This is a genomic window from Microbacterium sp. No. 7 (assembly GCF_001314225.1).
GTDB lineage: Bacteria > Actinomycetota > Actinomycetes > Actinomycetales > Microbacteriaceae > Microbacterium.
In genome coordinates, this window is record NZ_CP012697.1 from 57,712 (window position 1) to 75,704 (window position 17,993).

19 protein-coding genes and 1 pseudogene are annotated in these 17,993 nt (G+C 68.9%); 13 read left to right on the plus strand and 7 right to left on the minus strand.

The window, feature by feature from the left end:
• Positions 1 to 69 precede the first annotated feature (69 nt).
• From AOA12_RS00245 to AOA12_RS00265, 5 genes are read left to right on the plus strand one after another with little or no spacing between them, the layout of a single operon-like run.
• Complete coding sequence (locus tag AOA12_RS00245; protein ID WP_156366326.1) at positions 70 to 1,017, plus strand: thiamine pyrophosphate-dependent dehydrogenase E1 component subunit alpha; 948 nt, start codon at positions 70 to 72, stop codon at positions 1,015 to 1,017.
• Positions 1,018 to 1,050: 33 nt separating this feature from the next.
• The gene (locus tag AOA12_RS00250) at positions 1,051 to 1,611 is read left to right on the plus strand and encodes a hypothetical protein (protein WP_197281018.1); all 561 of its coding nucleotides are present in this window, start codon (positions 1,051 to 1,053) and stop codon (positions 1,609 to 1,611) included.
• 56 nt (positions 1,612 to 1,667) lie between these two features.
• On the plus strand, positions 1,668 to 2,969 hold the full coding sequence (locus AOA12_RS00255) for an ISL3 family transposase (protein WP_054678531.1): 1,302 nt from the start codon (positions 1,668 to 1,670) through the stop codon (positions 2,967 to 2,969).
• A 58-nt stretch (positions 2,970 to 3,027) separates the two neighbouring features.
• Positions 3,028 to 3,453, plus strand: coding sequence for a transketolase C-terminal domain-containing protein (locus tag AOA12_RS00260; RefSeq protein ID WP_054678533.1), 426 nt, complete (start codon positions 3,028 to 3,030; stop codon positions 3,451 to 3,453).
• Entirely contained in the window at positions 3,453 to 3,695 is a 243-nt protein-coding gene (locus tag AOA12_RS00265; protein ID WP_054678538.1) for a biotin/lipoyl-containing protein, read from the plus strand. Before AOA12_RS00260 ends, AOA12_RS00265 begins: the two co-directional genes overlap by 1 nt.
• Before the next feature lie 102 nt (positions 3,696 to 3,797).
• Here AOA12_RS00265 and AOA12_RS00270 read toward each other — a convergent pair whose 3' ends face one another.
• Together AOA12_RS00270 and AOA12_RS00275 are read right to left on the minus strand one after the other, a co-directional pair.
• Positions 3,798 to 4,799 (minus strand): LysR family transcriptional regulator, encoded by a 1,002-nt coding sequence (locus tag AOA12_RS00270; RefSeq protein ID WP_054678542.1) that lies wholly within the window; start codon positions 4,797 to 4,799, stop codon positions 3,798 to 3,800.
• Between the two features lie 96 nt (positions 4,800 to 4,895).
• Positions 4,896 to 6,052 (minus strand): annotated as a pseudogene (locus AOA12_RS00275) (CE1758 family FMN-dependent luciferase-like monooxygenase).
• Between the two features lie 142 nt (positions 6,053 to 6,194).
• Here AOA12_RS00275 and AOA12_RS00280 point away from each other — a divergent pair.
• From AOA12_RS00280 to AOA12_RS00290, 3 genes are all read left to right on the plus strand, one after another.
• A complete protein-coding gene (locus AOA12_RS00280) occupies positions 6,195 to 6,794 on the plus strand; it encodes a ScbR family autoregulator-binding transcription factor (protein WP_082405824.1) in 600 nt (199 codons plus the stop codon).
• A 156-nt stretch (positions 6,795 to 6,950) separates the two neighbouring features.
• Entirely contained in the window at positions 6,951 to 9,347 is a 2,397-nt protein-coding gene (locus AOA12_RS00285) for an FtsX-like permease family protein (protein WP_054678545.1), read from the plus strand.
• A gap of 53 nt (positions 9,348 to 9,400) precedes the next feature.
• Positions 9,401 to 10,249 carry an ABC transporter ATP-binding protein gene (locus AOA12_RS00290; protein WP_054678548.1) on the plus strand — a complete coding sequence of 283 codons (849 nt, stop codon included), beginning with the start codon at positions 9,401 to 9,403 and terminating at the stop codon, positions 10,247 to 10,249.
• A gap of 11 nt (positions 10,250 to 10,260) precedes the next feature.
• Here AOA12_RS00290 and AOA12_RS00295 read toward each other — a convergent pair whose 3' ends face one another.
• The 5 genes from AOA12_RS00295 to AOA12_RS00315 form a co-directional block, all read right to left on the minus strand.
• Positions 10,261 to 10,749, minus strand: coding sequence for a MarR family winged helix-turn-helix transcriptional regulator (locus AOA12_RS00295; RefSeq protein WP_054678551.1), 489 nt, complete (start codon positions 10,747 to 10,749; stop codon positions 10,261 to 10,263).
• Between the two features lie 27 nt (positions 10,750 to 10,776).
• Complete coding sequence (locus AOA12_RS00300) at positions 10,777 to 11,049, minus strand: GlsB/YeaQ/YmgE family stress response membrane protein (RefSeq protein ID WP_054678554.1); 273 nt, start codon at positions 11,047 to 11,049, stop codon at positions 10,777 to 10,779.
• Positions 11,050 to 11,125: 76 nt separating this feature from the next.
• Entirely contained in the window at positions 11,126 to 11,308 is a 183-nt protein-coding gene (locus tag AOA12_RS00305; protein ID WP_054678557.1) for a CsbD family protein, read from the minus strand.
• 116 nt (positions 11,309 to 11,424) lie between these two features.
• Entirely contained in the window at positions 11,425 to 12,075 is a 651-nt protein-coding gene (locus AOA12_RS00310; protein ID WP_054678559.1) for a response regulator transcription factor, read from the minus strand.
• A 75-nt stretch (positions 12,076 to 12,150) separates the two neighbouring features.
• Positions 12,151 to 12,726 carry a MarR family winged helix-turn-helix transcriptional regulator gene (locus AOA12_RS00315; RefSeq protein WP_054678562.1) on the minus strand — a complete coding sequence of 192 codons (576 nt, stop codon included), beginning with the start codon at positions 12,724 to 12,726 and terminating at the stop codon, positions 12,151 to 12,153.
• 113 nt (positions 12,727 to 12,839) lie between these two features.
• Here AOA12_RS00315 and AOA12_RS00320 point away from each other — a divergent pair, with 113 nt between their 5' ends.
• From AOA12_RS00320 to AOA12_RS00340, 5 genes are read left to right on the plus strand one after another with little or no spacing between them, the layout of a single operon-like run.
• Positions 12,840 to 13,973, plus strand: a complete 1,134-nt coding sequence (locus AOA12_RS00320) for a polyprenyl synthetase family protein (RefSeq protein ID WP_082405825.1) — start codon at positions 12,840 to 12,842, stop codon at positions 13,971 to 13,973.
• Positions 13,970 to 14,896 carry a phytoene/squalene synthase family protein gene (locus AOA12_RS00325; protein ID WP_054678564.1) on the plus strand — a complete coding sequence of 309 codons (927 nt, stop codon included), beginning with the start codon at positions 13,970 to 13,972 and terminating at the stop codon, positions 14,894 to 14,896. Before AOA12_RS00320 ends, AOA12_RS00325 begins: the two co-directional genes overlap by 4 nt.
• Positions 14,893 to 16,485: a phytoene desaturase family protein gene (gene crtI / locus AOA12_RS00330; protein ID WP_054678567.1), complete on the plus strand. Its 1,593-nt coding sequence runs from the start codon at positions 14,893 to 14,895 to the stop codon at positions 16,483 to 16,485. The genes AOA12_RS00325 and crtI overlap by 4 nt, the downstream gene beginning before the upstream one ends.
• Positions 16,482 to 16,817, plus strand: a complete 336-nt coding sequence (locus AOA12_RS00335) for a lycopene cyclase domain-containing protein (protein WP_257720149.1) — start codon at positions 16,482 to 16,484, stop codon at positions 16,815 to 16,817. The genes crtI and AOA12_RS00335 overlap by 4 nt, the downstream gene beginning before the upstream one ends.
• A complete protein-coding gene (locus AOA12_RS00340) occupies positions 16,814 to 17,992 on the plus strand; it encodes a prenyltransferase (RefSeq protein ID WP_054678570.1) in 1,179 nt (392 codons plus the stop codon). The genes AOA12_RS00335 and AOA12_RS00340 overlap by 4 nt, the downstream gene beginning before the upstream one ends.
• Position 17,993 lies beyond the last annotated feature (1 nt).

The following is a 17,993-nucleotide window of genomic DNA, read 5'->3' on the forward strand; positions in this document are numbered from 1 at the left end:
TCGGGGCACCGAACACCAATCGAGAGGACAAAGATGTCGACACTCAATGACGAGGAAGCCCTTCGCGTGATGCTCCGTATCCGGATCTTCGACGAGCAGGCGCTGAGACTGTTCAACGAAGGCAAGATCCCGGGTGGGATACACCTCACGATCGGCCAGGAAGCGGAGGTCGCCGGTTCGGGGCTCGCTCTGAACCCGGACGACTACACGCTCGGCAATCACCGATCTCACGGACACCCGATCGGGCGAGGCGCCGACCTCAACCCCCTCATGGCCGAGCTCTTCGGCAAGGCCACCGGCGTCTGCCGGGGACATGGCGGCTCGATGCATCTGGCCGACTTCTCGGTGGGCAGCCTCGGTGAGTCCGGCATCGTCGGCGCAGGCATGCCGATCGCCGTGGGCGCCGGACTCAGCGCCCAGCTGCGTGGCAGCGACCAGGTCGCGCTCACGTACTTCGGCGATGGTGCCGCCAACAACGGACTCTTCCACGAGTCGCTCAACCTGGCATCGGTATGGAAGCTGCCGGTCATCTTTCTCTGCGAGAACAACGGCTACGGCGTGACGACGCCAGCCGCCGAAGTCACCGCCGTCGAGGATATCGGCGTCCGCGGCGTGGCCTACGACGTGCCGTACGAGATCGTCGACGGGCAGGACGTGCAGGCGGTGTTCGAGGCGACGACGCGTGCCGTCGAACGCGCTCGGGCCGGGGAGGGGCCGACGTTGCTCGACGTGAAGACCTACCGCTATCGCCACCACGCGGAGTTCGGCGGCGTGGAGTTCAGCCTCGCCCCCTACCGGACCGACGAGGAGGTGCAGGCGTGGCTCGCGCGCGACCCGATCAAGCTGTTCACGGAGAAGGTCATCAAGACGGGGGCGCTCTCTGCAGCTCGAGTCGACACGATCACCGAAGAGGTCACGGCGGAGGTCGCCGAGGCTGTCCGCTTCGCAGAGCAGAGCCCGCTGCCCGACGTGTCGAGCGCATACGAGGATCTCTACGCCAACCCCATCCCGGTTTGAACTCCGAAAGGAACCCCATTCACCATGACGAAAATGACCTACCTCGCTGCTATCAACGCCGGAATCGTCGAGGAGATGCGACGCGACGACTCCGTGTTCACGATGGGCCAGGACATACGAAGCGGTACCTACGGCGTCTACCCCGTAGAGGAGTTCGGCTCGCGCATCAGGAATCTCCCCATCTCAGAGGCCGCCAACGTCGGCACCGCCGTCGGGGCGGCGCTGGCCGGGCTGAGGCCCGTGCTCGACATCACCTTCTCCACCTTCCTGTACTCCGCTGCGGATCAGATCGTGAACCAGGCGGCAAAGAGCCGCTATATGTTCGGCGGTCAGGCCGATCTTCCACTCGTCATCCGCGCGACCATGTACTACGGCGGCTCGCAAGCGGCGCATCACACCGACCGCCCCTATCCGATGTTCATGAACGTCCCCGGCCTGAAGATCGTTGCACCAGCGAGCGCGGCGGATGCCAAGGGCTTGATCAAGGCGGCGATCAGGGAACCCGATCCCGTGCTGGTCTTCGAGGACGGGAATCTTTGGGGGCTCTTCGCAGTTGAGGGTGTAGTCGAGGTTCGCGGGTCGATTGCCGGATAGGCGTCGAGGTCTTCCAGGATGGAAGTTCCTACACTGCCCATCCGAAAGACCTCGACGTGCTCCAAACTACCTTCGCCGCGCCCTGCCTGACCACGTTCTGCCGTCTCGACGAGCTCGGCCTCGAGGCTGTAGGTCAACATCTCGAGGCGGATCGGGCGGTGATCGAGTGCCGCGTCGTCGAGAACGATCCCTGGTGCCGGAAGTGCGGCGCGGAAGGCGTCCCGAGAGACACCGTGGTGCGTCGGCTCGCGCATGAGCCGTTCGGGCACCGGCCCACGACACTGCTGGTCCGGGTGCGCCGCTACCGGTGCGCGCACTGCGGGAAGACGTGGCGGCAGGACACCACGAAGGCCGCCGCGCCGCGGGCGAAGATCTCGCGTGGCGGGCTCGGGTGGGCGCTGACGGCGATCGTGGTCGACCATCTCACGGTGACCCGCGCCGCGGCCGGTCTGGGGGTGTCCTGGCATACCGCGAACAGTGCGATTCTCGCCGAGGGTCGGCGTCGTCTGATCGACGCTCCCGGCCGGTTCGACGGGGTCACGACCCTGGGCGTCGATGAGCATGTCTGGCGTCACACCCGGTACGGCGACAAGTACGTGACCGTGATCATCGACCTCACGCCCGCCCGCGAGAAGACAGGCCCGGCCCAGCTGCTGGACATGGTCGAGGGCCGTTCGAAGGCCGTGTTCAAGCAGTGGCTCGCGGCACGGCCCAAGGAGTGGTCCAAGCGGATCGAGGTGGTCGCGATGGACGGGTTCAGCGGCTTCAAGACGGCCGCCGCCGAAGAGCTGCCCGACGCGGTCCCGGTGATGGATCCGTTCCATGTGGTCCGTCTCGCCGGCGATGCGCTCGATGTGTGTCGCCGCCGCGTTCAGCAGGATCTACACGGACACCGCGGGATGAAGGGCGACCCGCTCTATCAGGCGCGCCGCACCCTGCACACCGGCGACAAGCTACTCACCGACCGGCAACGCGCTCGGCTGGAGGCGCTGTTCGCGACCGAGGAGCACGTCGAGGTCGAAGCGACCTGGGGCATCTACCAGCGCATGATCGCCGCGTATCGCGAACCCGACAAGAAGAATGGCAAGCAGATGATGCAGACCCTGATCGACGCGGTCAGCACCGGGGTTCCTGCCGCGCTCGTCGAGATCCGCAAGCTCGGCCGCACCCTCAAGCAGCGCGCCGCCGACGTGCTCGCGTTCTTCGATCGGCCCGGCACCTCGAACGGCCCAACGGAGGCGATCAACGGACGACTTGAACACCTCCGCGGCTCCGCGCTCGGCTTCCGGAACCTCACGAACTACATCGCAAGAAGCCTGCTCGAAGCCGGAGGATTCAGACCCCAACTACACCCCTAATTCCGAAGAGCCTCTTTGGGGCGCCCGCGACGAGGTCCCCGACGACGAGGACTTCTTCGTGCCGCTCGGCAAAGCCGCCGTGAAGCGGGAGGGCACCGACGTGACGATCATCGCCATCGCCGCAGCCGTGCGGTACACCGAGCAGGCGGCGAAGGAGCTCGACAAGGACGGCATCTCTGCCGAGGTCATCGACCCCCGCACCCTGGTGCCGATGGACTGGGATGCGATCTTCGCCTCGGTGCGGAAGACCGGCCGGCTCGTCGTGGTCGATCCCGCCTTCCGAACCTGCGGCGCGGCGAGCGAGATCGTCACGCGGGTGATCGAGAACTGCTTCGAGGATCTCAAGGCAGTGCCCGTGCGCGTCACCGCACCTGACATGCAGGTTCCGTTCAGCCCGGAGTTGGAGAGGGAGATCCTGCCGAACAAGGAGAAGGTGCTCGCGGCGGTCCGCGGGGTCTTCACGAGGGCAGAGGCGCTCGGCTGATGCCGATCAAGGTGACGCTCCCGCAGTGGGGCATGGGTATGAGCGAAGGCACGATCGTCGAGTGGCTGGTGTCCGTCGGCGACGAGGTGGCAGCGGGCGATGGGCTCGTCGAGATCGAGACCGCGAAGGCCAGCGACACCGTCACGGCCCCCGCCGCCGGCACGGTGAGGGAGCTCATCGGCGAGGTCGACGATGATGTTCCGGTGGGTGAGGTCCTCGTCGTCATCGACGAGCAGGAGTAGCTCGGCAGAGGAGGTGGCCAGCCCCGGGGACGCACCGTCCCCGGGGCTGGCCACCTCCTCGCGACCGGGGGGACTTCGCCGGAGCCGTGATGGGGGCGGTCGTCACATGCCCAGCTGCGTCGGCTGGTGGTGGCGAGACTGCAGGATCTTCCACAGCAGCTCGGCATTCCGATTGATCGTGTGCTCGGCCATGATCCACCACACTCCGATGAAGATCGGGCGCGGCCCGAGCGGTCGGCTGACCAAGCCGTCGGGAAGGCGTACGGTGCTGGAGATCGGGGAGAGCACGAGGTTCTCCCCGCCGGCGGCCGCGAGGAGGGTGTTCCGCATGGTGGTGTTCGGGACGGACACGACCTCTGTGCCCGACTTCTGCATGGCACCGTAGACGTGGTCGTACAGCTGGGGGTGAAGACTGCGCGGCGGGGCACCGACCCTGCGATTGGCGAGGTCGCGGAGGGTGAGCGTGGATCGCTGCGCCAAGGGATCGGCGGCGTCCATCACGACGACCAGGGGCTCTGCGTGCACGAGGAGGCGCCGCAGCCCACCCGCCGCTATCGGTCCGAGGCACAGAGCGACGTCGCAGAGCCCCAGACGCACGCGTTCCACCGTGCCGGTGTGGTTGATCGTCGTGTCGATGCGCATCTCGACATCGGCGGCGAACTCCGTGAGCACGTCGAGCCCGGTCGCCTGGATCGGCATCTGGAGCGAGTAGATCGTGAGCTCGCAACGAGGCGTGTCCATCTCGGCCGGCATGAGCTCTCCGGACGGTCGCTCCTTGATGCCCTTCAGCGTCCCCGCGACGGACTTCGCCTCGCGGAGCAACCGGTCGGCACGCACGTACAGCGCGGCCCCGGCCTCGGTCAGGCGGAGCGGCGACGAGCGCTCGACGAGCGCACGTCCCGCGCGTTCCTCCAATCGGCGCACCTGCGCCGACAGCCAGGGCTGGGCGACGTGCAGCGACTCCGAGGCGCGGGAGAACGAGAGATGGTCGACCACGGCGCAGAAGTAGAACAGCTGGCGAAAGTCGAACGAGGAGAGGAGGTCCTGATCGAACCGGGGGGACGGCGACGTGGACCCGGATTCTGCTTCTTCCGCGAAGCCCATAGGCGGATTGTAACGACTTCGCTGCAGCGCCTCAATCAGAGGGCTCACTCGTGCCGGCGCTGATCCCGACGATCCGGAACGGGGCCTCCCCGAGGCTCATGCGAACCTCGGCATCCGCGCGGGCCTGGCCGGGTCGCTGTCGAGATACGGCAGCGGTCCCGAGGTGTTGTCGCCCGTGTTCGGTCGCGGGCGGGCCTGCCGCGTCTCTCCGTCTCCGTACGCCGCCGCGACGAGCGTGGCGTGGGTCGGAGCGTCCGGCACGCCCGGCGCCCGGCGGCCGGCCATCTCCCTGCGCAGGACCGGCACGACCTCCGTGGCGAGCAGCTCGACCTGCTCCAGTGCGACCTCGACCGGCATCGACCCGATGTCGATCGCCCACAGCTGTCGCTGGTAGTCGCCGAACCCCTCCTGGAAGGTGAGGGTCTTGTCGATCACCTCCTGCGGCGATCCGACCGACAGCGGAGTGCCCTCGGCGACCTGTTCCAGGGTCGTGCCCTGGAACATCGGGTACGACTCGAAGTACGGCCGGAACCGCGTGTAGGCGTCCTGGGACCTCGCCGCGAGAAGGCCTGCCCGCCCAGGCCCACGATGGCGTCCTGCGCGCGGCCGTGCCCGTGGTGCTCGAACCGCTGCCGGTAGAAGTCCACCAGCGGTGTGAAGTGGAAGTTCGGCGCGAGGATGTGGTTCGCGAAGTAGCCGTTGCCGTAGAACGCGGCCTGCTCGGCGATCTCCGGGGTGCGGATCGCCCCGTGCCACACGAACGGCGGTACCCCGTCCAGCGGCCGCGGGGTCGCGGTGAAGCCCTGCAAGGGCGTGCGGTACTTCCCTTCCCAGTCCACGACGTCCTCCCGCCAGAGGCGGTGCAGCAGGTTGTAGTTCTCCAACGCGAGCGGGACTCCCTCGCGGATGCTCTGTCCGAACCACGGGTAGACCGGCACCGTGTTCCCGCGACCGAGCATGAGATCCAGGCGACCGTCGGCGACGTGCTGGAGGAACGCGTAGTCCTCGGCGATCTTCACCGGATCGTTCGTCGTGATCAGGGTGATCGAGGTGGACAGCAGGATGTTCTCGGTCTCCGCCGCGATGTAGGCCAGCAGCACCGGGGGCGCGGATGCCACGAACGGCGGGTTGTGGTGCTCGCCGAACGCGAACACATCCAGCCCCGACTGGTCGGCGGCCTTCGCGACCCGGATGGTGTCCCGGATGCGCTGCGCCTCCGAGCGCGGGATGCCGGTGGCGGGATCGGGGGCGATGTTGACGTGTCAACTCCGGCGCTGACGGGCAAGGGCGGCCGCGCTGGGCATCCCGCTCGCCAGTGCGGCGGAGAACAGAGCGCGGTACAGAATAGGCAGTGGCCCCGATCGCCCGGGCCGAGTCCCCTTGCTGGAGGTCGCGATGACGATGCAGGCACGCGCTGTGGAGACCCGTCGCGCGATCGTGCGCGCCGCCGCGGACGTCTTCGTCGCGCACGGCTTCGCCGGCGCGAGCCTCTCCGAGATCGCCGCGCGGGCGGGGGTGACCAAGGGGGCCCTGTACTTCCACTTCCCGTCCAAGACCGCCCTGGCGTCCGCGATGATCCAGGCGCAGCAGGACGCGAACGCCCAGCTCGAGAACGCCGTGCGCGCACACGACGGCGACCACCTCGACCTGCTGGAGAGCATGACGAAGGGGCTCGCCCAGCGACTCGTCGACGACCCGACGCTGCGCGCGGCGATGCGTCTGGCGGTGGAGCGCGGCGAGGGCCGGGACGAGGTCATCTCCGAGACCTATGAGACGTGGGAGCGGCTGGTCGCCGACGTGGCGGCGAGGGCTCGTGCGCGCGGCGAGCTGGCCGCGCACGTCGATCCGGCGCAGCTGGCGCGATTCCTCGTCGCCGCGTTCACGGGGCTGCAGACGGTGTCGCTCGTCGCCTCCGGGCTGGACGACCTCCAGGGTCGGGTCGAGGGGATGTGGGGCCTGCTGCGCGCGGGCCTGTCGCCTGCCCGGCCTTCCTGAGACCGATCGCGCCTCTCATCGCCCGGAGATTCCGGGCTTCTCACATCTGTCTCGACAAAAAGCCGGTCGACCGGTATGTTTCTCTCATCCGCAGTGTCGAGCGGGGATGACGGTCTCGCCGGCTCGCCACGGTCCCCCCAGAGTTCGGAGCCCGTCATGAGCAGCAGCGAGTCCCTGATGCTGCGGCACGCCCGCAACGATCTCGTGAAGAACAAGGGCGTGAACCTCGCCCTCGCCGTGGTCCTCGTGCTCAGCGCCTTCCTGATGGCCACCGGGGCGATGGTGATCGAGCGCCTCGCCGGCTCGGTCGACGCGCTCTTCGCCCAGGCCCAGCCGCCGCATCTCCTGCAGATGCACCGGGGCGACCACGACGCCGCTGCGCTCGACGCCTTCGCGGCCGAGCACCCCGGGATCGACGCCTGGACCGTCGTGCAGCTCTACGGCTTCGACGGTGCCGCCATCGCGTGGGACCGACCGTCGACCGGCGAGGGCGGCGATCTGTCCGACAGCCTGATCGACAATCTGTTCGTCGCGCAGAACCCCGACTTCGACTTCCTGATCGACGAGTCGGGCGCGATCGCCGACCCCGCCCCGGGCGAGGTGTACGCGCCGGTCGCCTATCGGCAGCGGTTCGGCCTGCAGGCCGGCGACGCGCTGCGCGTGCGCAGCGACGACGGCATCCACGAGCTCGCCGTCCGGGGCTTCGTGCGCGACGCGCAGATGGCGTCGTCGCTCTCGTCGGCGACGCGCTTCGTCGTGTCGCCGACCGATCGGGATGCCCTGGGCGCGGGCGGCGGCGACCCCGAGATCATCGTCGAGTACCTGCTGGACGACCCCGCCGGGGCGTCGGACCTGCAGGCCGCGTACGAGGCCGATGACGCGCTGCCCAAGAACGGGCAGGCCGTCACCTACGAGATGATCCGCCTCATCAACGTGTTCAGCGACGGCCTGGTCGCGGTGACGCTGGTGTTCGGGAGCCTGCTGCTCATCGCCATCGCGCTGCTGAACCTGCGCTTCGTGATCCGCGGGACGATCCACGACGAGGTCCGTCAGATCGGGGCGATGAAGGCGATCGGCCTGCCCGCCGCGCAGATCTCGCGACTGTACCTGTCCAAGTACCGCGCCATGACGTTCGTCGCGTGCATCGTGGGCGGTCTGCTCGCGATCGTCGCGACCGGCCTGCTGACCCACGACGTCGCCGCGAACTACGCCGCCGCCCGGCCGACCCCGTGGACGTTCCTCGTCCCGGCGGCGGCGCTGCTGCTGGTGTACGTGCTCGTCGTCGCGATCTGTCGCGGGGTGCTCCGCGGCGTGCGCCGGCTCGAGGTCGTGAACGCGCTCGTGCACGGCAGCACGCTCACGGAGCGGCAGGCCGCTCGCGCGGCGAGACGCGCGGCGCGGCGCGTGCGGCGATCGAGCCTCGCGACCGGTCGCGACGGCGACGTCAACCGGCGCCTGGCCCTGCTGGATCTCCGCGCGGAGGGGCGTCAGTGGGCGCTGCTCCCGGCGGTGTTCTTCCTCGTGGCGACGCTCGTCGCGTTGCCGACGAACCTGCTCAGCACCTTCGAGAGCCCGCGCTTCGTGACGTACATGGGGGCGCCCGAGAGCGACGTGCGCGCCGACGTGCAGTTCTCCGACGACGTCGACGCGGTGCGCGCGGACGTCGTCGCTAGGTTCGAGGGCGACGACCGCGTCACCGACGTGCGCGTCTTCGCGAACGTGCTCGCCGAGGTCGACGGGGAGGAGGGGCCGGAGACGCTGCGCGTCGAGGTCGGCGACTACTCCGGCGGCACGGTCGACTTCGTGCGGGGCGTGCGCCCGGCCGACGGCGAGATCGCCGTGTCGGTCCTGAACGCCGACAAGCACCGGGTGGGGCCCGGCGACACGCTGATCGTCCGCATCGACGGCGAGGCGACCGAGCACGTCGTCAGCGGCGTCTACCAGGACGTCACCGGCGGCGGGCACACCGCGAAGATGCAGGGCGAGGTCACTCGGGATGCCGCGGGCTACGTGCTCTACGCCGACGTCGCCGACGGCGTCGACCCCGCGGCCGTCGCCGCCGAGTACGGCGAGCGGTTCCCGTCGATCGCCGTCGTCCCGATGCAGGAGTACGTGCGGCAGACGCTCGGGCACGTCACCGGCGTCCTCCGCGGCGCGGCCGCGCTCGCCTTCGCGTTCGGCACCGGCATCGCGATCCTGATCACCGGCCTGTTCCTGAGCCTGCGCCTCGCGCGCGACCGCCGCAAGACGGGGGTGCTGTCCGCGATCGGCTTCTCGGCCCGCGAGATCATCGCGCAGGTGCGCGGCAAGACCATGCTCATGGTCGTGACCGGCACGCTGCTGGGACTGCTCTTCACGGCGTCCCTCGGCGAATCGCTGGTCGGCGGACTGCTCTCGTTCGCCGGACTCGGTCTCGCCGACCTCACGCTGATCCCGGCCCCGTGGCTGGTGTACGTGACGTATCCGCTCGTCCTCGTCGGCGCCGGATACCTCGGCGCCGTCCTGCTCACGATGCGGCTGCGCCGCGCCGACAGGAGCGCCTGGCTGTCGTGACGACCCCACCCACAACCGCAGCGACCGGAAGGACACCGATCATGGGAGCACCGATGACAGAAGCCGGCACGGCACGAACCGACTCGGCACAGGCACAGGCACAGGCACACGAGATCGTGCTGGAGAGCCGCGGCCTGACGAAGACGCACACCTCCACCGATCCGCCGACCCGGGTGCTGGACGGCATCGACCTGGCGGTCCGCGACGGCGAGTTCCTCGTCGTGATGGGCGCCTCCGGCTCGGGCAAGTCGACGCTGCTGTACTGCATCAGCGGGATGGACCGTCCCACGAGCGGCGTCGTGCTGCTCGACGGACGCGAGCTGACCTCGCTGAGCGAGGCGGAGATGAGCAGGGTGCGGCTCACGCAGATGGGCTTCGTCTTCCAGCAGGCCCATCTGCTCGACAATCTGAGCCTGCGCGACAACATCCTGCTGCCGGCCCTCGCATCCGTCCGGAGGAACAGGGCCGCCTCGAAGAACAGGGATGCTCCGAAGAACAGGGATGCCGCGATCGCGCGCACCGACGCCCTCATGCAGCGGTTCGGCATCGACCACGTCAAGACCCACGGGATCACGCAGGTCTCGGGCGGCCAGCTGCAGCGCGCGTCGATCTGCCGCGCGCTCGTGTGCGCGCCGTCCATCCTGTTCGCCGACGAGCCCACCGGCGCGCTCAACAGCCGGATGACGGCCGAGGTCATGGACGCGCTGACCGATGCGCACCGCGACGGCACCACCGTCGTCATGGTGACCCACGACCCGGCGTGCGCCGTGCGCGGCGACCGCGTGGTCTACCTGCGCGACGGCCGGCTGGTCGACGCGCGGGAGCTGGGCCGATGGAGCCCCGAGAGCGTCGCCGAGCGCGGCGATGACCTGCTCGCGTGGCTGCGGGGACTCGGGTTCTGATCGACGGGGCGCTACTCCAGCCCCTCCGTGATCTGCGTCAGCACCTCCGCCGCGATCTCGGCCTGTTCGTCGCTGATGCGGTCGATCGCCGCCACCAAGCGGCTGTGGTGCACCCCGATTGTTCCGTCGACGAGCCTGACGGCGACGTCCGTCGCCTTCAGGTAGCGTGCTCGGCGGTCGGTGGGGTGGTTCACCCGCTCGACGCACTCCCTCTCGACGAGGCGGTCGACGACGTTCGTCACGGTCGCGCTGGACGTGCCGAGCATGCCGATGAGGTCCTTCGGACTGAGGTTCCTTCCCTCCCTGCCCGCCTGGATCAGATACCTCAACGCCCGCTGATCGAGTGGCGAGAGCCCCGACGTCCGCAAGGCGACGGCCTCTTGAGCCTGCTCGGCACGTCGCAGCCTCAGGAGGGCTGCGCTGAGACGGCGGCCCGCATCACCCAGAGGCTGCGTGGCATACAGGTGCTCCTCCTCGCGTCGAATGATGTTCTGCGGCACCGCGGCCTCGTTCCGGAGCGTGCTCGATCACGGCGAGTCGGCGCCACGGCGTCCCACGATCAGGCCGTAGACGAGCAGAACGACGATCGATCCGCCGATGGCCAGGAGCCACGTCTGGAGGGAGAAGAAGTCTTGGAGGTTCGCATCGAACAGCAGGCTGCCGAGCCAGCCTCCCACCAGCGCCCCGACGACGCCGAGCAGCAGGGTCGCGATCCAGCCGCCTCTCTGCCGTCCGGGGAGGATCAGCTTTGCGATCGCTCCGGCGATCAGGCCGAGGAGAAGAAATCCCAAGAAGCTCACTGTCGGTACTCGTTTCTGCGTGGATCGGTCGATGGGGACGGGTCGCTCATGCCGGTGTCACGGCATGAGCGAGGAATCAGTCGCGAAGATCCTTCGCGGCATCCTTGACCTTCTCGGCTGCCTGCGTGACGTCGCCTTTCACCTGCTTCGCTTTGCCCTCTGCGACTTTCTCGTCATCGTCCGTGGCCTTGCCGATGAGCTCCTCGGCCTTGCCGGCGATCTTGTCCTTAGCGGCCGACAACTTGTCTTCGATACCCATTGCTGACTCCTTCTGCATCACTCGCTGGATGACTCACTCGATGACTCACTCACCGAGTTTCGTACTTTTCTAACAGGCGTGACGGCGCGGATCTTCACCCCAAAGGGTGAGATCGTTCAGCATTCCGACGGGCGCCGAGGCGACATTCCGTGCTCGAGTCCCCAGCGAACCGCCTGCGATCGGCGTTCGACCCCGATCTTGCGGTAGGCGGAACGGATATAGGTCTTCAGGGAGTTCATGCTGATGTAGGCGCGCGCCGCGATGTCCGCGTTCGTGAAGCCCTGCGTGATCAGAGCGATCACCTCCGCCTCCCTCACACTCAGTCCGGCGGGCCGTCCCGGCCAGTCCGTGGCGGGCGGCACCGGGCCGCCGGCCTCGGCCGCGCCCAGGTGCTGCACGACGGTCTCGCCGGCGCCCACCCGCTCCAGCGCGTCGACGACCTCCGCCGCGGCCAGGCGCTTGTCCAGATAGCCGCGGCATCCGTGGCCGAGGGCCCCCGCCACCAGTGCGGGCTGCGTGTTCCACGAGTACACGACCACGGCGCCGGCCAAGGGGTCCGCGAGCACGGCGGTGATCTCACTCTGATCCGCCTGCGGCGCACCGAACGTGTCGTACAGAGTGAGGTCGACCGCGCGGTCGGCCGTGCTCCTCACGTCCTCCTCCACGACGCGAAGCCGGTCCGCATACGGCTCGATCATCGCCCTCAGGCCTGCGACGATCACCTCGTAGTCGTTCAGCAGACGCAGACGCAAGGGTCCTGAGCTCACAGCACGAGTATAGGAAGGCACCCGGCGGCAACGGCGTTCGGCGGCAGCCCGTTCTGATGCCGGGAGAGCGGCCGACTACGACACCGACCAGTCTGCATTGTCCATGGAGATCTCCCGCGCCATGTCGTGCAGGAATCCGATCACGATCTCCCGTTCTGCGCTCGTGAGACGGACAGCGGCGTGCATGCGTTTGGCGTGTTGTCTGCCGACGGTCTGCTTCGCCGAGGCCTCCGTCTGCGGAGTGATGCGAATGGCGAATGCGCGGCGATCGGTCGGGTGCAGGTGTCGTGTGATGTGGCCGCCCCGCTCGAGACGGTTCAGGAGCTTCGTCGTGGATGCCGGCGAGATCTTCAGGAATGCGGCGATCATGCTGGGCGTGACGACCTCGCCGCGATTCCTCGCGACGATGAGGTAGTGGAGGGCGCGCATGTCCTGGGAACTGAGCTTCATGTACTTCTCGGAGGCGTCGAGGATGGCCTGCTCGGTCTCTCGGAGATCGACGAGCGCTTTCATGAGACGACTGATCTGCGCGACCTCGTCGGGAGAGAGGGTGGATCGATCGAACAGCTCACCGGTCGGGTCGCCGGAGCCCAGGTCGTAGAGATGGTCGGCGACCTCGTCTCGCTGTGACCGAGGGTCGTTCTCCCGCATGGACGTCATCGTACGCCCGTACGAGGATCATGGGTAGATAATCAACTCTCAGTTATTGTATCTTTCAGGGTGTATTACACTGATGGAAATAATTTCGAGCGGGAGGACACGCCATGCCGTCACCCGATCAGGCGGTGCTCCGGCGGTATCCCGGCTCGGATCGGCGGGTCGAGCACGAGGTGAGGGAGGAGATCCGCAGGCTGTTCGACTCGCGTTCGCTCCGTGCCGAGAAGTACGGCCCGCTCTTCGCATCCCTGTGGAAGACGGCGGCGCAGTGCGTCATGGGCGGCAAGCTGTTGAGGCCGCGTCTGCTCCTGGAGGCCTTCGATGCGCTCTGCCCGGCCGGCGGGCAGAGCGAGCCCCTTCGTGCCGCCGCGGTTCGGATCGCCGCCGCGACGGAGCTGCTGCACTACTCCTTCCTCCTTCACGACGACGTCATCGACGGCGACGTGCTCAGGCGAGGACGCCCGAACCTGGTCGGTGCCGTGCTCGCGGAGCGCGGGAGCCGGCGACCGGCGACATGGCGCGCGATGTCAGCGGATGACCACGACGTCCATTGGGCGCGGACCAGCGGCATCCTGATGGGAGACATGCTCCTGTCGGACGCGCACCACGCGTTCGCGCGCGAACCGCTGCCCGAGCCGGTGCGGATCCGCCTGCTCGACCTCCTCGACCACGCGATCACCGAGTCCATCGTCGGCGAGCATCTCGATGTCGCGCTCGGCGACGGCGTGATCACGCCCGACCTGGAGACGGTGCTCTCCATGACGCGACTGAAGACCGCGACGTACACGTTCGAGCTGCCGTTGAAGGCCGCAGCGATCGTCGCGGGGGCGTCGCGTCGCACCGAGGACGCCCTCGGCAGGGTGGCCGGTCACCTCGGCGTGGTCTTCCAGCTGCAGGACGATCTTCTCTCCGCGTTCGGCGACGCGGCCGAGCACGGCAAGGACGCGTTATCGGATCTGAGGGAGGGCAAGGAGACGGCCATCATCGCCTTTGCCCGGACGACCGAGAGCTGGCGGACGATCGAGCGGTTCCTCGGCGACCCCGGGCTCAGCCCGAGCGATGCGATGACGGTGCGACGACACCTCACCGACTGCGGAGCGGAGGCGTTCGTCGGCTCCCTCGTCGCAGAGCATCTGCGCGCCGCGCGCTGGCTCCTCGTCTCGCCGGACTCCGCCGTTCCCCCCGGCCTCGCCGGCTTCCTCCATCGCACGATGCAGAAGCTCGAGACGCGTCGGTCATGAGCGGCGCACTCGACCGGCTGAGTCCGCTGGTTCGGTACACGCGCGCGTCCGAGAACGCGGCCGCGAGGATCATCGACGCGTATTCGACGTCGTTCGGCACCGCGACACGACTCCTCGGGCGCAGACATCGCGCGCACGTCCGGAACATCTACTCGCTGGTCCGCGTCGCCGACGAGCTCGTCGACGGCGCCACGGCCGACGCGGGAATGGCGCTCGACGAGCAGAGGTCGGCCCTCGATCGGCTCGAGGAGGAGACCGAGCGCGCGATCCGGACCGGCTACAGCAGCAACCCGATCGTGCAGGCCTTCGCGCACACGGCGCGCGCGGCGGGGATCGGCCACGAGCTGACCCGCCCGTTCTTCTCGTCCATGCGCACCGACCTCGCCGCCGACGAGCACGAGACGCCGGACGCGTCACGCGCATCCTTGCCGGGCTTCGGAGACGCCGAGCACGCGCGCTACGTCTTCGGCTCCGCGGAGGTCGTCGGACTGATGTGCCTGCGCGTGTTCATCAGGGACGAGCCGCTCGACTCGGGGGAGCGCGCCATCCTGGAGCACGGAGCCCGCCGTCTCGGCGCGGCGTTCCAGAACGTGAACTTCCTTCGCGACCTCGCGGACGACACCGCACGCCTGGGGCGCAGCTATCTCAGCGAGCACGGACGGATCGATGATCGGGTCAGGGATCGCTGGGTCTCGGAGATCCGCGCGCAGCTCTCCGTCGCGCGCGCGGCGCTGCCTCTGCTGCCGGGCGACGCCCGTGTCGCCGTCGATTCCGCGTTGCGATTGTTCGGCAGGCTCACCGACCGCATCGCGCGCACCCCGGCGGACGACCTGTACGAACAGCGCGTGCGGGTTCCGGCCGCGGAGAAGTCCTGGCTGATCGCCCGATCGATGCTCGACGCGATGAGGGAGCGAGCGAGATGACACGAACGATCGTGATCGGCGGCGGAATCGCCGGTCTCGCCACCGCCGCGCTGCTCGCCCGCGAAGGGCACGCCGTCCGACTGCTCGAACGCGGTCGGCGGGTGGGCGGTCGTGCCGGCATCGTCGAACGCGGAGGATTCCGGTTCGACACCGGGCCGTCCTGGTACTTGATGCCCGAGGTGTTCGAGCACTTCTTCGCCCTGCTCGGCACGACGGCGGGGGAACAGCTCGATCTGCGCACCCTCGATCCCGGGTACCGGGTGTACTCGGAACCGGCGGGCGCGGCGCCCGCACGCGTGACCGACATCCCGAACGGCAGAGAACGCGTCATGAGCCGCTTCGAGACGATCGAGCCGGGCAGCGCCGCGACCCTGGAGAAGTATCTCTCCTCCGCCGAGCAGGCCTCGCGCCTGGCCGGGCGGTACTTCCTCTACAACCCGTTCACGAGGCTCCGCAGCCTCGCCACCGCGGACGTCGTGCGGGCCGCGCCGAAGCTGGCATCGCTGCTCGGCACCGACCTGGAACGCTTCGTGGCGAGGCGGTTCGCAGACCCGGTGCTCCGTCAGGTGCTCGGATACCCGGCGGTCTTCCTGGGCACCGATCCGCGCCGCGCGCCCGCGTTGTATCACCTGATGAGCGCGCTCGACCTCGGCGACGGCGTCCTGTACCCGATGGGAGGGTTCTGGAGCATCGTGCAGTGCCTGGAGCAGCTCGCCACCCGTGCCGGCGTCGAGATCGTCCTGGACTCCGACGTCACCCGGATCCTGACCAGACGAGAACGCGGGGATCTCGTCGTCAACGGCGTCCGCGTCCGCGACGATCGCGGCGCCGAGCGGGTCGAGCACGCCGATGTCGTCGTGTCGGCCGCCGACCTGCATCACACCGAGACGCAGCTGCTCCCGCCCGAGGCGCAGAGCCATCCGGCATCGTGGTGGCAGAAGGCCGAGAGCGGGCCCGGCGCGATCATCGCGCTCCTGGGGGTGAGAGGAGCCCTTCCCCGGCTCGAGCACCACTCGCTCTTCTTCACCCGGGACTGGGCGGCGAACTTCGACGCGATCTTCGGCGAGGCCCCCCACGTGCCCGAGCCCGCATCGCTGTACGTGTGCCGGCCGAGCGCGACCGACCCCGCCGTCGCGCCGCCGGATCACGAGAACCTGTTCATCCTCATCCCCGTCCCCGCCGATACGGGCCTCGGCGCGGGCGGCATCGAGGGGAACGGCGCTCCGGCGATCGAGCGCGCCGTCGATGCCGCCATCGACCAGATCTCCCGATGGGCCGGCATTCCCGACCTGCGCGACCGGATCGTCGTCCGCGAGACTCTCGGGCCGGCCGACTTCGCACGCGACTACCACTCCTGGCACGGAGGCATGCTCGGCCCGGCGCACACGCTCCGGCAAAGCGCCCTCTTCCGACCGCAGAACCAGTCTCGGCGGGTGCGGAACCTCTACTACGCGGGAGCGACCACCGCGCCCGGCGTGGGGGTTCCGATGTGCCTCATCAGCGCGGAGCTCGTGCTGAAGCGGCTGCGGCGCGACCACTCGCCGGGGCCCACCGCGCCCCGGATCGGATCCGAGGCGGCTGCGCGGTGAGCGGGCTCGTGTATCTCGGCTGCCTGCTCGTCGGCATCGGATGCATGCTGCTCATCGACCGCCGGTTCGGGCTCTTCTTCTGGCGTTCGCCCGCCGCTGCCGCCCTCGTCACCGCCGCCGGCGTGACGTTCCTGCTGCTCTGGGATGCCGCCGGGATCGCCGCCGGCATCTTCCTCCGCGGGCAGGCGCAGATCGCGTCCGGCATCGTCCTCGCCCCCGAGCTCCCCCTGGAGGAGCCGGTGTTCCTCGTCTTCCTCGTGCTCTGCACGATGGTCCTCTACACGGGGAGCGCCCGCCTCCTGGAGGCCCGCCGCGAGCGGGGCGGACGATGACCTACGGGCTGCTGTCGGCGGGATTCCTGATCGTCGCGCTCCTCGTCGGGATGGTGCTCGCGGGCCGGGCGGGCAGGCCGGGCGTGCGCTGGGCCGCGGTCGCGATCACGATCGGAGCGCTCATCGTCCTGACGGCGGTGTTCGACAGCCTCATGATCGCGCTCGACCTGTTCCACTACGCCCCCGAGCACACCTCCGGGGTCGTGATCGGGCGGGCGCCCGTGGAGGACTTCGCGTACCCGCTCGCGATCGCCGTGCTGCTGCCCGCGCTCTGGGCGCTGCTGACGCGGCGCGACGTCGTCCCTGCGGGAGAGCTGCTGCGCCAGGCGTTCGTCGCCTCCCGCCCCGTGAGCTGGATCAACACGGCCTTCCCGTTCGCCGCGGCGATGGTCCTCACGACGCGTGAGGTCGACGCGCTCCTCGTGATCGGGGCGATCTACTACCTCATCCCCTACAACCTCGCGATGTACGGGATCAACGACGTCTTCGACTACGAGTCCGACGTCGGCAACCCGCGCAAGGGCGGCATCCAGGGAGCCCTCCTCCCGCCGCCGTTCCACGGAGCCCTGCTCCGGCTGGTCGCGGTCACGAACCTCCCGTTCCTGATCGTGCTCGTGGCGGCGGGAGGACCGGCGTCGTGGGCGGCGATCGCCGTGAGCACGTTCGCGGTCATCGCCTACTCGGCACCCCGTCTCCGGTTCAAGGAGCGCCCCGTGCTGGACTCGATCACCTCGAGCACCCACTTCGTCAGTCCCGCCGTCGTCGGGCTCGCGCTCGCCGGAGCGGCGGTCGACGCGGCGACGATCCTCGTGCTCGCCTCGTTCTTCCTCTGGGGCACGGCGGCCCACGCGTTCGGGGCCGTCCAGGACATCGTTCCCGACCGTCGGGCGGGCATCGGGTCGGTCGCGACCGTGCTCGGAGCCCGCCGCACCGTGCGGCTGTCGCTCGTCCTCTGGACCCTGGCCGGGCTGCTCGTCCTGGCCGCACCGTGGCCGGCGCCGCTCGCGGCGATCATCGCCGTGCCCTACCTCGTCAACTGCGCGCCCTGCGTGGCCGTCACGGACGCCACGGCGGCGACGACCACTCGGGCGTGGCGGCGCTTCATCGTCCTCAACTACCTCTCCGGATTCCTTGTCACACTCATCATGATCTACGCCTGGAGACTCACGTCATGAA